This window comes from Candidatus Methylobacter favarea, assembly GCF_902806695.1.
Lineage (GTDB): Bacteria > Pseudomonadota > Gammaproteobacteria > Methylococcales > Methylomonadaceae > Methylobacter_B > Methylobacter_B favarea.
On record NZ_CADCXN010000067.1, the window covers coordinates 1 to 14798 of the forward strand.

General features: G+C 44.7%; 15 protein-coding genes. 6 read left to right on the plus strand and 9 right to left on the minus strand.

The genetic code is table 11. The features are described 5' to 3' along the window. The first annotated feature begins 175 nt into the window (after positions 1 to 175). Positions 176 to 1474, plus strand: coding sequence for a DEAD/DEAH box helicase (locus HUX64_RS10105; RefSeq protein ID WP_174626113.1), 1299 nt, complete (start codon positions 176 to 178; stop codon positions 1472 to 1474). A gap of 18 nt (positions 1475 to 1492) precedes the next feature. Here the strand turns inward: HUX64_RS10105 and HUX64_RS10110 are convergent, their stop codons facing one another. Together HUX64_RS10110 and HUX64_RS10115 are read right to left on the minus strand one after the other, a co-directional pair. After that, on the minus strand, positions 1493 to 1882 hold the full coding sequence (locus HUX64_RS10110; protein ID WP_174626114.1) for a response regulator: 390 nt from the start codon (positions 1880 to 1882) through the stop codon (positions 1493 to 1495). Positions 1883 to 1973: 91 nt separating this feature from the next. Continuing rightward, positions 1974 to 2186 (minus strand): DUF2905 domain-containing protein, encoded by a 213-nt coding sequence (locus HUX64_RS10115; protein ID WP_174626115.1) that lies wholly within the window; start codon positions 2184 to 2186, stop codon positions 1974 to 1976. A gap of 166 nt (positions 2187 to 2352) precedes the next feature. Here HUX64_RS10115 and HUX64_RS10120 point away from each other — a divergent pair, with 166 nt between their 5' ends. Beyond that, positions 2353 to 3975, plus strand: coding sequence for an NAD(P)/FAD-dependent oxidoreductase (locus HUX64_RS10120; RefSeq protein ID WP_174626116.1), 1623 nt, complete (start codon positions 2353 to 2355; stop codon positions 3973 to 3975). A gap of 61 nt (positions 3976 to 4036) precedes the next feature. Here the strand turns inward: HUX64_RS10120 and bamE are convergent, their stop codons facing one another. Further along, a complete protein-coding gene (gene bamE, locus HUX64_RS10125) occupies positions 4037 to 4411 on the minus strand; it encodes an outer membrane protein assembly factor BamE domain-containing protein (RefSeq protein WP_174626117.1) in 375 nt (124 codons plus the stop codon). Between the two features lie 194 nt (positions 4412 to 4605). Between bamE and cysD the strand changes: the two genes are divergently transcribed. Together cysD and cysN are read left to right on the plus strand one after the other, a co-directional pair. After that, positions 4606 to 5514 carry a sulfate adenylyltransferase subunit CysD gene (gene cysD / locus HUX64_RS10130; RefSeq protein ID WP_174626118.1) on the plus strand — a complete coding sequence of 303 codons (909 nt, stop codon included), beginning with the start codon at positions 4606 to 4608 and terminating at the stop codon, positions 5512 to 5514. Between the two features lie 43 nt (positions 5515 to 5557). After that, positions 5558 to 7186, plus strand: a complete 1629-nt coding sequence (cysN, locus tag HUX64_RS10135; protein ID WP_174626119.1) for a sulfate adenylyltransferase subunit CysN — start codon at positions 5558 to 5560, stop codon at positions 7184 to 7186. A 161-nt stretch (positions 7187 to 7347) separates the two neighbouring features. On the opposite strand, the gene mnmA is transcribed toward cysN, so the two are convergent. Beyond that, positions 7348 to 8460 carry a tRNA 2-thiouridine(34) synthase MnmA gene (gene mnmA, locus HUX64_RS10140; RefSeq protein ID WP_174626120.1) on the minus strand — a complete coding sequence of 371 codons (1113 nt, stop codon included), beginning with the start codon at positions 8458 to 8460 and terminating at the stop codon, positions 7348 to 7350. After that, positions 8453 to 8914 carry an NUDIX hydrolase gene (locus HUX64_RS10145; RefSeq protein ID WP_174626121.1) on the minus strand — a complete coding sequence of 154 codons (462 nt, stop codon included), beginning with the start codon at positions 8912 to 8914 and terminating at the stop codon, positions 8453 to 8455. Before HUX64_RS10145 ends, mnmA begins: the two co-directional genes overlap by 8 nt. A 251-nt stretch (positions 8915 to 9165) precedes the next feature. On the opposite strand from HUX64_RS10145, the gene clpS reads away from it, so the two are divergent. Together clpS and clpA are read left to right on the plus strand one after the other, a co-directional pair. Further along, a complete protein-coding gene (gene clpS / locus HUX64_RS10150) occupies positions 9166 to 9489 on the plus strand; it encodes an ATP-dependent Clp protease adapter ClpS (RefSeq protein ID WP_174626122.1) in 324 nt (107 codons plus the stop codon). Between the two features lie 12 nt (positions 9490 to 9501). Next, on the plus strand, positions 9502 to 11772 hold the full coding sequence (gene clpA, locus HUX64_RS10155) for an ATP-dependent Clp protease ATP-binding subunit ClpA (RefSeq protein WP_174626123.1): 2271 nt from the start codon (positions 9502 to 9504) through the stop codon (positions 11770 to 11772). A gap of 35 nt (positions 11773 to 11807) precedes the next feature. Here the strand turns inward: clpA and infA are convergent, their stop codons facing one another. From infA to trxB, 4 genes are all read right to left on the minus strand, one after another. Next, positions 11808 to 12026, minus strand: a complete 219-nt coding sequence (infA, locus tag HUX64_RS10160) for a translation initiation factor IF-1 (RefSeq protein WP_024299891.1) — start codon at positions 12024 to 12026, stop codon at positions 11808 to 11810. 91 nt (positions 12027 to 12117) lie between these two features. Beyond that, positions 12118 to 12819, minus strand: coding sequence for an arginyltransferase (locus HUX64_RS10165; protein WP_174626124.1), 702 nt, complete (start codon positions 12817 to 12819; stop codon positions 12118 to 12120). Continuing rightward, positions 12816 to 13511: a leucyl/phenylalanyl-tRNA--protein transferase gene (gene aat, locus HUX64_RS10170; protein WP_174626125.1), complete on the minus strand. Its 696-nt coding sequence runs from the start codon at positions 13509 to 13511 to the stop codon at positions 12816 to 12818. Before aat ends, HUX64_RS10165 begins: the two co-directional genes overlap by 4 nt. Positions 13512 to 13674: 163 nt before the next feature. Further along, positions 13675 to 14628 (minus strand): thioredoxin-disulfide reductase, encoded by a 954-nt coding sequence (gene trxB / locus HUX64_RS10175; protein ID WP_174626126.1) that lies wholly within the window; start codon positions 14626 to 14628, stop codon positions 13675 to 13677. Between the last annotated feature and the right edge of the window lie 170 nt (positions 14629 to 14798).

Sequence of the window (14798 nt, forward strand, 5' to 3'; positions counted from 1 at the left end):
TGAACTGAAAACGCGAATCCTAAAAGGGATCGGCGAGTTTAATGCGTCACCTGCCGTATTCCGCTGGAATAAATTCGACCTTGGGGTGGCTTAATGTGTAATTGTTTTATTGGAACTCACTACTAGTAGCCGACCTCACTAAAAATTCATAGAACTTAAGCTAATAATTTCCTTAATGTTTTCATATTTTTCGCTAGCTGAACAATTGCTTTTGGCCGTTAATAAACTCGGCTTTGACAAACCCACGCCCGTGCAAATACAGGCAATTCCCTTGGCTATGGAGCATAAGGATCTGCTGGTCAGCGCCGAAACCGGCAGCGGCAAAACTGCCGCATTTTTGTTGCCTACACTGCACCGCTTGATCACTTTGCCGTCCACCAAATTTGGTACGCGAGCATTAATACTGGCGCCTACGCGGGAATTGGCCAGGCAGACGTTTACGCAGTGCCGGAAATTAGCAGAATTTACCAGCCTGAAAGTGGGTTTGGTTACAGGAGGGGATGACTTCAAGCATCAGCAGGGCATGATCCGGAGAAACGCGGAAATCATTATTTCAACGCCGGGCCGTTTGCTGGAACTGATAGAACAGGAGTCGCTGGATTTTAGTCATCTGGACGTATTGATTCTGGATGAAGCTGACCGTATGCTGGATATGGGCTTCAGCGAAGCCGTGCTGGCTATTGCCGGGCGTTGCAATAGCCAAAGGCAAACCCTGCTGTTTTCCGCCACACTGACGCATTACGGCGTCATCAAAATAGCCGACAGGATACTGAAAAATCACAAAGTTGTTGCATTAAACACTCTGTATGACGGACACAGCAATATTGAGCAACAAATTGTACTGGCTGACGATAATGAGCATAAGCAAAAGTTGCTAGCCTGGCTGTTGCTGAATGAAACTTACAATAAAGCGTTAGTTTTTACCAATACCCGGATTAAAGCAAATGAGCTTCAGGGGCCTCTGCGCGGGCAAAAACTTCGGGTCGGCGTTCTGCATGGGGAAATGGATCAAAAGGATCGTAACCGGATGATGGAATTGTTCCGTGCAGGCGAGGTTAACATTATGATTGCTACAGACCTTGCTGCCCGGGGTCTGGATGTCAAAGGAATTAATCTCGTCATCAACTTTGATATACCGAGAAACGGAATCGATTATATTCACCGTATTGGCCGAACGGGCCGGATTGATGAATTAGGACTAACTATTGCTTTGGTTAAGGCTACCGAATGGAATTTAATGGCCGGTATCGAGCGCTTTTTGAAACAGAAATTTAAACGCCGCAATATAAAGGATTTGCAAGGTAAATATAAAGGCCCTAAAAAGCTTAAGGCATCCGGGAAAGCCGCCGGCATTAAAAAGAAAATAGAACCCAAAAAAGCGGTTGCCGGCAAAGTCAAAATACGTCATAGAGACCAAAAAAATATTGGTAAACGACGCGTACCCGGCACTAAGCCAGCCTCTACCGAAAATTAATAGCGCTTATATTTCAACCTAACTGAGCTTGCTTACCACCTGTTTTACCAGGTTATCAGGTTTGTAAGGTTTGATAATGTAAGAAGTTATACCAGCCTGAATAGCTTCTTTTACTTTTCCTCCTTCGGATGAAGACGTTAACATTATCCAGGGCGGGGCGCTCAGTTTAGGGTCTTCCCTGACTGCCTTAAATAATTCCAGGCCGCTCATGCCAGGCATATTCCAATCGCAAATTACTACATTAATTTTTATTTTTCGCATTAATAACAATGCTTCAGATCCATCCGGCGCATCGAATACATGAGTAAAGCCGGCTTCTCTAAGAATGGCTTTGGTTAAAGTACGCAGTGAAGCTGCATCATCAATAATGAGAATTTTTTTCTGTAATAATTCCGGTGAAATTTCCATTTTGTTCCAAATTCTACTTTCTATATTTTCATGGATGTGTATTTGAGGATATTTTTAAGAGTCAGATAGAGTGGGTATGATCGTCCTGGGTTTATTTGCTAAAAAAATTTATAATCAAGGTCAAAATAACGCTGACTATAATCATAGATGTGATAGGTACAAACACAAATGTTTTTTTACCTTCAATCCGGATATCACCGGGCAACTTGCCAAACCAGTTGATTAGCCAGGGTGCATAAATAACAGCAATCCCTATAATCAGTAAAACGACGCCAGCTATTATCAATAATTTTCCGATTGTCATGGTTCAATCTCCTGTTTGAAATAAATTTGTCGGTCCTTACCCAAGGATTAAAGATAACATGCGGTCATAAGAAAATTCTGCCCGGCTAAAATGGCTCAGCTGTCGGCACATTTAATAACCCGCAAAACATCCGGTTCTCTACCAGGGGCTTATCGAACTCCATTACATGTTAAGAATTACTGAACTAAAACTTCCCCTTGATCATCCGGAAAGCATGATCAAGACTGCCATATTAAACCGGCTGGGCATCAGCGCAGAAGAGCTCATTACTTATACAATATTCCGGCAAGGCCATGATGCGCGCAAGCGGGATGCCATCAGCCTGATCTATACCCTGGATATCGAGACAACAAATGAGCAGGGGATTTTAACTCGTTTTAAAGATGACCCGCATATCTCGTTAACGCCGGATGCCACTTACCATTTTGTAGCTCGGGCGCCAAAATATCTTGCAATGCGGCCTATTGTCATCGGTACCGGCCCTTGCGGACTATTTGCCGGCTTAATTCTGGCGCAGATGGGTTTTCGCCCGATTATCCTGGAACGAGGTAAAGCAGTGCGTGAACGCACCAAAGATACTTTCGGGCTCTGGCGAAAGGGAATCTTTAATCCTGAATCCAATGTCCAGTTTGGCGAGGGCGGCGCCGGAACTTTTTCGGATGGCAAGCTGCATACCGGGATCAAGGATCCCCATCATTACGGACGCAAGGTTCTCACTGAATTCGTAAAAGCCGGAGCACCCCCTGAAATACTCCATGTCAGCAAGCCCCATATCGGGACTTTTAAGCTGGTAAGCATGGTGGAACAGATGCGCGCTACTATCGAGTCGTTAGGCGGAGAAATCCGCTTCAAAAGCCGGGTAGATAAATTAGATATCGATAAAGGACAGGTACGAGGCGTGCTGCTTGCCAGCGGTGAGTTTATTCCTGGCAATCACACTGTGCTGGCCGTTGGCCATAGTGCGCGCGATACCTTCAAAATGCTCTATGAGCAAGGCGTTTATATTGAAGCCAAGCCATTTTCGATCGGATTTCGCATAGAGCATCCGCAGTCTCTTATCGACACCTGCCGTTTCGGCGCTCATGCCGGGCATCCTGTACTGGGCGCCGCCGATTACAAGCTGGTCCATCATTGCCGAAATGGCCGCTCAGTCTACAGCTTCTGTATGTGCCCCGGCGGTACGGTGGTAGCGGCCACCTCCGAGACCGGACTTGTAGTTACCAATGGCATGAGCCAATACTCCCGTAATGAACGCAATGCCAACAGCGGTATTGTTGTGGGCATCACCCCCGATGATTATCCGGGCCATCCGTTAGCAGGCATCGACTTTCAACGTCGGCTGGAAGCTAATGCCTTTAAACTGGGAGGGGAAAACTATGCAGCGCCAGCACAACTGGTCGGGGATTTTCTCTTAAAGCGCCCTTCTTCGGTGCTTGGCAAGGTATATCCTTCCTATACCCCAGGGGTTCGTTTAGTTGATTTAAGCTCCGCTTTGCCAAGTTATGCCATCGCCGCAATATGCGAAGCCATTCCGGCATTTGATAAAAAAATACCGGGATTTGCCAGGGCGGATGCTGTTTTGACCGGTGTTGAAACGCGCACATCCTCACCTGTTCGCATCAAACGCAATGAGTATTATCAAAGCGTGAATGTTAAAGGGCTGTATCCTGCAGGTGAGGGCGCAGGTTATGCCGGCGGCATTCTTTCGGCAGCCGTGGACGGAATTAAGGTAGCCGAAGCCGTGGCGTTGAATATGCTCAGCAGTTCGGACAAAAATCTTGCAGATTAATCTTCATTCAGGATCAGATCGAAGCATACGGCTTTTATAATCCGGTCAGGCTGAACCGGCTTTATTTTGGATTTATACGGGATGTATTCAAGCGCTTGGTGGTATTGAATACATACGAGGCCACGATGCCATTCCGGTCAAATCTGACCACCAGATCTTCCGTACTGCTATCGCTAAACAGGCTGTAATGATAATCAGCGTAAGTCCAGGTTGTCAGCTCATTTTCTATGCCGGTTCTCCAGGGAGAACCAAAAGTATTATAGATATCATTTTGCGTGGTTTCGCCTATGCGGATAGTTGAAACCTTATCAGCAGGAAATTCCCGGCCGACAGAAGCGCATCCGGAAAATACCAATGTTATCAGCAAGATTAAACCATAAAAAGTTTTACGCTGTAACCCAGCACTGGCTACTGAATAAAGAACATTATATTTCATATACTTGTCATCCTTTTAAAAATAATATTGTAATATGAATGTGTTTCTGGGCCGTTTAAATAAAAATGTAGCTTCTGTTCCATAACTCAAATTAAAACAATCAAAAATAAAAGGCAAATCTGGCATTTAAAATCTGTTCAAATTAGAATGTTGGGTCAACCAGGCAAAACAATTACTCTATCTCACGGACTTTAATGATTGACTATAAACTGACCCATCTTAAACAACTGGAAGCTGAAAGCGTTCATATTATCCGTGAGGTTGCCGCCGAGTTTGAACGGCCGGTGATGTTGTACTCGATCGGCAAAGATTCAGCAGTTATGCTCCATCTGACCATGAAGGCTTTTTTCCCAGGCAAACCGCCTTTTCCTCTGCTGCATGTGGATACCACCTGGAAATTCAAGGAGATGATAGAGTTTCGTGACAATATGATTAAAAAACTGGGTCTTGAGTTACTGGTGCATATTAATGAGGACGGCGTTGATCAGGGTATTGGCCCGTTTACCCATGGCAGTAAAAAACACACTGACATAATGAAAACCGAAGGCCTCATACAAGCATTGAATAAATATCACTTTGATGCAGCTTTTGGCGGAGCAAGACGGGATGAAGAAAAATCACGGGCTAAAGAGCGGGTTTATTCCTTCCGGGATAAAAATCACCGTTGGGATCCCAAGAACCAGCGTCCTGAATTATGGAATATCTTTAACGGTAAAATAGACAAGGGCGAAAGCATCCGGGTATTTCCGCTGTCCAACTGGACTGAACTTGATATCTGGCAATATATTCATCTGGAAAACATTCCCATCGTGCCGCTGTATTTTGCCAAGGAACGCCCGGTCGTCAACAAAGACGGCATGTTGATAATGGTTGACGATGAACGCATGCCTATTGGCCCTGATGATAAAGTTGAAGTGAAAAAGGTTCGTTTCCGCACCCTGGGCTGTTATCCGCTGACAGGCGCAGTGGAATCAACTGCGACCACTCTGCCTGAGATCATTCAGGAAATGCTGCTGACCACTACCTCCGAACGCCAGGGGCGATTGATCGACCATGACCAGTCAGGCTCCATGGAGCAGAAAAAGCGCGAAGGCTACTTCTAACAACGGCCTGTCACCGCACCTCAACAGGAATTTAAAACCACCCATGTCCCATCAATCCGAGTTAATCAGTACCGATATAAACGCTTATCTAGCGCAACACGAACGCAAGGAACTCGTGCGTTTTTTAACCTGCGGCAACGTAGACGACGGTAAAAGCACATTAATTGGCCGTTTGCTGCATGATTCCAAAATGATTTATGAAGATCAACTGGCAGCTGTTCAGGCTGACAGTGTTAAATCAGGCACCACCGGCGCCGGCAAGATCGATCTGGCCTTATTAGTAGACGGTTTGCAGGCCGAGCGCGAACAGGGCATTACGATTGATGTCGCCTACCGGTATTTTTCCACGGCTGCACGTAAATTTATTATTGCGGATACGCCGGGACATGAGCAATACACGCGCAACATGGCCACCGGTGCTTCAACCTGTGATCTGGCCGTCATTCTGATTGATGCCCGCTACGGCGTGCAGACCCAGACCAAGCGCCACAGCTTTATCGCCTCGTTGCTGGGCATCAAGCATATTATTGTGGCAATCAATAAAATGGATCTGGTTGACTATAGTGAAGCTGTTTTCAATGCCATCAAGCAGGTGTATCTGAACTTTACCGAAGCGCTTGATCTGTACGATATCTGCTTTATTCCCCTCTCGGCTCTGGATGGCGATAACGTCGTTAACCGAAGCGGGAACATGCCGTGGTTTACCGGCATGCCGTTAATGGAAGCGCTCAATAGCATTGTCATTGCCAATGATCGTAACTTTAGTGATGCCCGCTTTCCGGTTCAGTATGTTAACCGTCCGAATCTGGATTTCCGTGGCTTTTGCGGCACCGTGGCGTCCGGCATATTTCGCAAAGGCGATGCTATCACCGTCTTGCCCTCAGGAAATAGCAGCAGGATCAAATCCATCATCACTGATGACGGTGAACTTGATGAGGCTTTTCCGCCGATGGCGGTAACTTTAACAATGGTCGATGAAATCGATATAAGCCGTGGCGATATGATTATCGGCACAGAAAGCGCACCTGCAACCGTATCGGATAAATTTATAGCCAATATTATCTGGATGGCTGAGAAGGCCTTGATACCGGGGCGTCAATATATTTTGAAGCTGGCAACGCGCAGTGTTCCCGGCTCTATTTCCATGATCCATCATCGGATTGATGTCAATACGCTGGAACACCATGATGCCAATGAATTGCAACTGAATGAAATTGGTTCATGCACAGTTTCAGTCAATGCGCCGGTAGTATTCGATCCTTACAAAACAAGCAAGGGCACGGGTTCATTCATCATTATTGATCGCCTGACTAACGGCACGGTAGGCGCAGGTATGATTACCGGCCTTACCGATGAGGAAATTCAGCAACCTGTGAATGCAAAAGATCGGGCGGCAAGATATGGGCAAACAGCTACAGCCATTTTATTAACCGGTCCAACCGGTAAGGAAACGGCTTATAAGCTGGAAAAAAAATTATTTGATAACGGCCATGCGACTACTGTCCTGGAAGACCTTGATGCGGCTTCGCTTATCCATGCAATTAAAAATGCCGGCTTGATTTGTCTTTGTGTAAATAGTAATCCTGATTTGGCAGATATTAATTTTGATACAAGCCAATACTCTGTTGATAGTATTTATAGCGACTTGAAAGAGCGTAAGATTATCTATTGATCAAATCGCCTTGCCTTGCCGGTTGGAGCGCTTGCAAAAAGCGAAGCGCCGTTGCTTTCGAGGGCGCGGATGGGGCGGGGCGCGGACATCTTCACAATCAAGGGCTTGATTGCCAACGGAAGCTTTCTTATTGCTTGGGATATAGCCTATCAGTCACAGCCTTAAATATGTTCAGTCTGGGCAGTACTACTCTTTCTAGACTCAATAATTCCGCCGCCCAAACATATCTCGTTATCGTAAAAAACGACCGATTGCCCTGGGGTAATGGCCCGTTGCGGCTGATCGAAAACAGCTTTACATTTATCATGGCCTATAGGCTCTAACCAGCAATTCTGGTCGGATTGCCTATAGCGCGTCTTGGCCTTGCATCGTAACGTTTGGGTTAATGGCACATTACTGCACCAGTCTAATTGACCGGCTTCCAGTATATTATGCAGCATCATCGGATGATCATGGCCTTGACCTACAATCAGAATATTATTTTCGATGTCTTTATCAAGTACATACCAAGGCTCATCCGGCGCATTTTTAACGCCTCCTATGCCCAAGCCCTGGCGTTGGCCCAATGTGTAGTACATAAGGCCCTGATGGGGAGCAATATATTGCCCTTCAATCGTGCGCATTTCACCCGGTTGAGCCGGTAGAAAGCGCTGCAGAAATTCAGTGAACTTGCGCTCTCCAATGAAACAAATCCCGGTGCTGTCTTTTTTGTTATGGTTTTTAAAGCCCGCCTTTCTGGCTATAGCCCGAATGTCCGGTTTATGCAGATGGCCAATCGGAAATAATGTCTGAGCCAGCTGTTTTGGCCCCAGCGTATAGAGAAAGTAGCTTTGTTCTTTATTCGGATCAAGGCCTTTCAGCAGGAAGAATTCGCCGTTTTTTTCACTTACGCGGGCATAATGGCCGGTAGCAATGTAGTCTGCTCCAAGATCTTCAATGGCATAATTCAGGAAGGCCTTGAATTTAACATGCTTGTTACAGAGAATATCCGGATTGGGCGTCCGGCCTGCCTGAAATTCAGCCAGGAATACTTCAAATACTTCTTCCCAGTATTCGGCGGCAAAATTGACTGTTTTTAATTCGATGCCTAATTTGTCGCAGACTTGCTGTGCGTCTGCGAGGTCTTTCAGTGCAGTGCATTGGTCTGTGCCGTCATCTTCTTCCCAGTTCTTCATGAACAACCCGGTAATCTGATGGCCTTGTTCCAATAATATTAATGCGGCTACTGACGAATCGACACCGCCGGACATGCCGACAATTATATTTTTACTCATGATCAAGATCGAGAAATGATTTTAGTAAGGATAAAGGATGACGGTGGCCGCTGAGATATTCATCAACCGTAAGAAGTACCAGAGGGCTGCGCAAGTGTTTTTTTTGAGCTTCTATTTCATCCCGGCTTAGCCAGTGTGTGCCAATAATGCCTTCATCCAGTTTCTGGTCAGGATTATGGGAATGGCAGCGACCCGAGAAACAGATTCTGATAAAACTGGGAAAATCAGGCTTTTTTCGCCAGAGTTGAATACAGATGATGTGTTCAGGTTCAAACTGCCAGGCAGTTTCTTCATAAACTTCCCGCTTGACTGCCGCGAACAGATCTTCATTTTCTTCCAGATGCCCCGCGGGTTGATTAAATTTAAGCCCTGTGGAAGTTACTTCTTCCACCAGTAAGAAGCGAAGGTTTTGTTCAATAATTGCCGCGACTGTCACATGTGGTTTCCAAACCATCAATAAATTCCGTCTTATAAAAATTAATATTTTACTGAATTTAGAGATACTATGTCTGTAAAGATTTGAACTTGGTAATTTTAAAATACTCTGTAGAAATGGATTTGCCGCTTTATGAAAAATGGCTATAGCGGCTACTGTCAGAATCAGGATTCTTTGAGCATGATATATATTTGTTATGTAAAAAGGGTTGAAATCTCCTGCTATTGGCATTATGTTAAGCGCTAAAGATTTTTTATTAATTGGTTAATATGTCCGGTTTCGACCCCTTCAAAGATAATGATGACGGCTTGGCTGTACAGGAAGCCAAGCCCAAGCTGAAAATGCCGCCTTTATATAAAGTTATCTTGTTAAATGATGATTTTACGCCTATGGATTTTGTGATTGAGATTTTGATGAATTTTTTTGCCATGCCAGAGGAAAAAGCGACCCAGGTGATGCTGCAAATACATACGCAAGGTGTTGGTGTATGCGGAACATATACAAAAGATGTTGCTGAAACCAAAGTATATATAGTCAATGAATATTCACGAGAGCATCACCATCCATTGTTGTGCTCGATGGAAGAGATGTAAGTTGGAGAGCTTATGTTAAGTAAAGAACTTGAAGTAACATTAAATAATGCCTTTAAAAATGCCCATGATAAACGTCATGAATTCATTACGGTGGAGCATTTGTTGCTCGCCTTGCTGGATAATGCCTCTGCAGAAGCCATCATGAAAGCATGTGGCTGTGATATTAAGGCATTACGCGGACAATTGACTCAATTTATTGATGAGACCATGTCGCTAATTCCCCAAGGTGTCCAGCGCGAAACGCAACCAACATTAGGGTTTCAGCGGGTCCTGCAACGCGCTGTTTTTCATGTGCAGGCTTCCGATAAAAAGGAAGTTTCAGGCGCCAATTTATTTGTAGCCTTATTCAGTGAACAGGACTCGCATGCAGTGTATCTGTTAAATAAACAGGATATATCGAGATTGGATGTAGTAAATTATCTGGCCCATGGTATTTCCAAAATTGATCATGACAATGAGTCCACAGATAGTCGTACATCAGAAGTAGGTAACGCAGATATGGATGCTTCCGGCAATCCTTTAGATAAATATACTACCAATCTTAATGAAGAAGCATTGCGGGGCAGAATTGATCCTTTAATTGGCAGGGAACTTGAGATTGAAAGAACTATTCAGATTCTTTGTCGACGACGCAAAAATAATCCATTGCTGGTGGGAGAGGCAGGCGTTGGCAAAACCGCTATTGCTGAAGGTCTCGCAAAAAGGATTGTTGAAGAGAATATACCCGAAGTACTTAGGCATAGTGTTATTTATGCCCTGGATTTGGGTGCCCTGGTTGCCGGTACAAAATATCGGGGTGACTTCGAGAAACGTCTTAAAGCTTTGGTAAGTCAGCTTAAGAAAGAGCCTGAGTCTATTTTATTTATTGATGAGATTCACACTATTATTGGCGCAGGTTCTGCTTCGGGCGGGGTTATGGATGCTTCCAATCTCATCAAACCCGTTCTTGCTTCCGGTCAGCTGCGCTGTATCGGCTCTACAACTTATCACGAGTATCGCGGGGTTTTTGAAAAAGATCATGCTCTGGCGCGTCGTTTCCAGAAAGTTGATGTGCTGGAACCTTCAGTTGAAGATACCATTTTGATTTTAAAAGGCCTTAAAACCCGCTTTGAGGAGCATCATACCGTTAAATATTCCTATGAGGCATTGCGTCTGGCAGCTGAATTATCGGATCGCTATATTACTGATAGACATTTGCCTGATAAAGCCATTGATGTTATTGATGAGGCAGGCGCAAAACAACGTATGATGTCTGAGACTGACCGTAAGCAGATTATTGATGTTGCCGAAATAGAAGAGATAGTGTCAAAAATTGCCAGAGTTCCCGCGAAATCGGTATCTTCCAATGATGTTGAGAAACTGAGCAGTTTGGAAAAAAATCTGAAAATGCTGGTATTTGGCCAGGATGAGGCAATTTCGGCATTAGCATCGGCGATAAAGTTATCGCGGGCAGGCTTGCGTGAAGCACAAAAAACGATTGGTTCTTTTCTCTTTGCCGGCCCAACCGGGGTGGGTAAAACTGAAGTGACTCGTCAGCTGGCTAAAATATTGGGTGTAGAATTAATTCGCTTTGATATGTCCGAATATATGGAACGTCATACAGTTTCAAGACTGATAGGGGCGCCTCCTGGCTATGTCGGTTTTGATCAGGGCGGATTATTAACCGAGCAGGTCACCAAGCATCCACATGCTGTTTTATTGCTTGATGAGTTGGAAAAAGCCCATCCTGACGTATTTAATCTGCTATTGCAGGTAATGGACCATGGCACATTAACCGACAATAACGGGCGTAAAGCTGATTTCCGCAATATTATCATGGTGATGACTACCAACGCTGGAGCGGAAGAGGGCAGTCGCGCTTCAATTGGCTTTACCCAGCAGGATCATGGCAGTGATAATTTAAAGGTTATCGAGAAAGGTTTTTCTCCGGAATTCCGTAATCGGCTGGATGCCATTATCCAGTTTAAACCACTGGATATTTCAATTGTCGGGCATGTAGTTGACAAATTTATCTTCGAATTGGAAGTCTTGCTTACAGAGAAGCATGTAACGTTAACGCTGGATGCAGAAGCCCGTTTATGGCTGGCTGAAAATGGCTGTGATCCTAAAATGGGGGCTAGGCCTATGGCGCGGTTGATTCAGGAAAAAATCAAAAAACCCCTAGCTAATGACTTGCTATTCGGCAAGTTGGCGCGAGGCGGAAATGTACGGATTTATGTCGATAATGATGAACTTGCTTTTACGATAGAAAGCAAGGAATTAATTGTTCCGGAAAATAGTTAAACCAGGCGGCATGCGCTATCCAACAGATAGCAGGGTTAGCGCATGCGAAAGGTGATACGGCCTTTAGTTAAATCGTAAGGGGTCATCTCAACTTTGACGCTGTCACCCGTAAGAATGCGGATGTAGTGTTTGCGCATTTTTCCTGAAATGTGGGCTGTCACAATATGACCGTTTTCCAGTTGCACACGGAACATGGTATTAGGAAGGGTATCAATTACCTTGCCTTCCATTTCAATTTGATCTTCTTTAGCCATTGGTATCTGATCCCAGCAATTTAAAGCCGATAATCATAACATAAGCTGGTTTTTTACAACAGATATGTATGCCGCTCAGTGGCGCTCTTTTTTAAACAGATAATTCTGTCCATCTATTATTTATTAATAATTGTATGGGTTTATATTCAATTTTATACGTCATTTTTTTGCAACTTTCAATCCAGAAGCCCAGATATAAAAATTCCTTATGTTGCAATTTAGCTTGCTCAATTTCCCATAAGATGGCATAAACACCGAGACTGTAACTGGAAAATTTCGGTTCGAAAAAGGTATAAACAGCTGACAATGCATTGTCAATCCGATCAATGACAGCTACTGCAGCAAGTTCGTTATTAATTGAAAACTCTATAAATTGGGTGTTGCACCAGCTGCTACTCAGAAAGTTGATGTAGTCGTACGGACTGGAATAAGCCATAGAACCCTCAGTATGTCTGAAATTTTGATAACGTTGATACATCTCATAATGCGCCTGATAAAAAACAGGAGGTTTAATGAGGGCTTGAATATTAATATTCTTTTTCCAGCAGCGTTTTTGCTTTCTATTGTCCTTGAATTTAGCTACTTCCAGTCGTGCCGGTATGCAGGCAGAACAGCGTGCGCAATGGGCTGTGTAAACTTCATTTCCGCTACGACGAAAGCCTTTTGCCAGGAGCCTCGGATAAATGGATGACAAAATATGAAAAGGGGCCTGGACAAAAGCTGATTGGGCAATCTCTCCCTCCAGGTAGCCACAGGGATGCTCATGAGTCAAAAATAGCGGAATGGAAGTCATAGGCTTTGCCAGGCTGATTGATGAGGGAGAACATCGCAATATTGGTCAAGTAATGCTGCAAAGTAATTCCGTTCAATTTCCTGAGCGCCGAGACTTTCCAGATGCGGCGTATGCATTTGACAATCGATTAGCTGGTAATTCCAGGACTTAAGCTGTCCAACTAAGCTGGCGAAGGCCACTTTGGAGGCATCTGTCGCGGTATGGAACATCGATTCACCAAAAAAAACCCGGCCCATTGCAAGCCCATATAATCCTCCCACCAATTCGCCATTAAGCCATGCTTCTGCAGAATGAGCAATCCCAAGCCGGTGAAGCTCATTATAAGCGTCATTTATTTCCTTTGTTATCCAGGTGCCGGCTCCTTCCTTTCGGGGTTTTGCGCAGGCAGCAATGACTTTATCAAAAGCCTGGTCAACCGTAACCGAAAAAATTTGTTTACGCATGATTTTGCGCAGGCTGCGGGATATATAGAGTTTATCCGGAAATAACACCAGTCTGGGGTTTGGCGACCACCACAGAATAGGATCTTCAGGATTAAACCAAGGGAAAATTCCGTGCCGATAAGCATTTAATAAGCGTTTTTTTGACAGGCAGCCGCCAATCGCAAGCAATCCGTCCGGTTCGAGAAGGGCTCTGTTTAAAGCAGGAAAATCCTGCTCCGGATTGTTAGGGTCGAGGATAGTCAGCTGCATGTTTTATCCAGATGAAAGCCGGTACTTGGCTTCGAAGTTATTTGCCTTTCGTTGCGCCTTTCTAGGGCAGCACCTGCTTCGTTAGCCATAGTGATGTGTTTGTAATATATTGATATTTGTAAATTCGTTAAGAGCCCAGGCATCACTACAACACAGCGCTGTATTAGTTCATTTCATCGAGAAATTTTTCTGCATCCAGGGCCGCCATGCAGCCTGCCCCCGCTGAGGTTATGGCCTGTTTGTAAATGGGATCCATAACATCGCCGGCGGCAAATACGCCTTCAATACTGGTTGCTGTAGCGTTTCCATTAAGGCCGCTTTTAACTTTAATATAACCGTGCTCCATATCCAGCTGACCTTTAAAAATCCCGGTGTTCGGAGTGTGGCCGATGGCTATAAAGACGCCGTGGGCTTCCAGTTCTTTGGTTGAGCTATCGTGGGTATTTTTTATTCTGAGACCGGTAACTCCCATGTCATTGCCAAGCACTTCATCCAGATTGTAATTCCACTCTATGGCTACATTACCGTTCCTCGATTTTTCTATCAGTTTATCGGATAGAATCTTTTCTGCGCGAAACTTGTCACGGCGATGCACGACAGTTACTTTTGAGGCTATATTTGATAAATAAAGGGCTTCTTCAACAGCAGTATTGCCGCCGCCAATGACTGCAACAGGCTTGTTTTTATAGAAAAAGCCATCGCAGGTGGCGCAGGCTGAAACGCCTTTGCCTTTAAAGGTTTCTTCAGAATCAAGACCTAAATAGCGTGCTGAAGCCCCGGTGGCAATTATTAGCGCGTCGCCTGTATAACTACCGGAATCCCCCGTTAATTTAAAGGGACGGGCAGATAAATCCGCGGTATGGATATGATCAAAAACAATTTCAGTATCGAATCGTTCGGCGTGTTGACGCATTCTTTCCATAAGATCGGGTCCTTGTAAACCTTCAACATCGCCTGGCCAGTTATCGACGTCGGTTGTAGTCGTTAATTGACCACCCTGCTCCAGGCCGGTAATGATAACCGGTTTCAGATTGGCGCGTGCAGCATAGATCGCAGCCGTGTATCCGGCTGGGCCAGAGCCAAGAATTAATAGACGGCAGTGTTTGGCATCGCTCATTGAAATCCTCCATCAGGATAAGAAACTAAATAGGGCAATTATAAATTGAAATAGTGTTTGGTAAACTTTTTATCAGGCAGACTGCCAAAGAAGGGAAAAAGAAGCCGAATTTTTTATGAATATAATTAATGTAAAATATGCAGTTATTGATCTATAATCATGTTTTACCG

Bases quoted from the DNA above. Each gene is read 5' to 3' on its own strand.
- HUX64_RS10105 (WP_174626113.1), top strand. From the start codon at position 176: ATGTTTTCATATTTTTCGCTAGCTGAACAATTGCTTTTGGCCGTTAAT.
- HUX64_RS10110 (WP_174626114.1), bottom strand. From the start codon at position 1,882: ATGGAAATTTCACCGGAATTATTACAGAAAAAAATTCTCATTATTGAT.
- HUX64_RS10115 (WP_174626115.1), bottom strand. From the start codon at position 2,186: ATGACAATCGGAAAATTATTGATAATAGCTGGCGTCGTTTTACTGATT.
- HUX64_RS10120 (WP_174626116.1), top strand. From the start codon at position 2,353: ATGTTAAGAATTACTGAACTAAAACTTCCCCTTGATCATCCGGAAAGC.
- bamE (WP_174626117.1), bottom strand. From the start codon at position 4,411: ATGAAATATAATGTTCTTTATTCAGTAGCCAGTGCTGGGTTACAGCGT.
- cysD (WP_174626118.1), top strand. From the start codon at position 4,606: ATGATTGACTATAAACTGACCCATCTTAAACAACTGGAAGCTGAAAGC.
- cysN (WP_174626119.1), top strand. From the start codon at position 5,558: ATGTCCCATCAATCCGAGTTAATCAGTACCGATATAAACGCTTATCTA.
- mnmA (WP_174626120.1), bottom strand. From the start codon at position 8,460: ATGAGTAAAAATATAATTGTCGGCATGTCCGGCGGTGTCGATTCGTCA.
- HUX64_RS10145 (WP_174626121.1), bottom strand. From the start codon at position 8,914: ATGGTTTGGAAACCACATGTGACAGTCGCGGCAATTATTGAACAAAAC.
- clpS (WP_174626122.1), top strand. From the start codon at position 9,166: ATGTCCGGTTTCGACCCCTTCAAAGATAATGATGACGGCTTGGCTGTA.
- clpA (WP_174626123.1), top strand. From the start codon at position 9,502: ATGTTAAGTAAAGAACTTGAAGTAACATTAAATAATGCCTTTAAAAAT.
- infA (WP_024299891.1), bottom strand. From the start codon at position 12,026: ATGGCTAAAGAAGATCAAATTGAAATGGAAGGCAAGGTAATTGATACC.
- HUX64_RS10165 (WP_174626124.1), bottom strand. From the start codon at position 12,819: ATGACTTCCATTCCGCTATTTTTGACTCATGAGCATCCCTGTGGCTAC.
- aat (WP_174626125.1), bottom strand. From the start codon at position 13,511: ATGCAGCTGACTATCCTCGACCCTAACAATCCGGAGCAGGATTTTCCT.
- trxB (WP_174626126.1), bottom strand. From the start codon at position 14,628: ATGAGCGATGCCAAACACTGCCGTCTATTAATTCTTGGCTCTGGCCCA.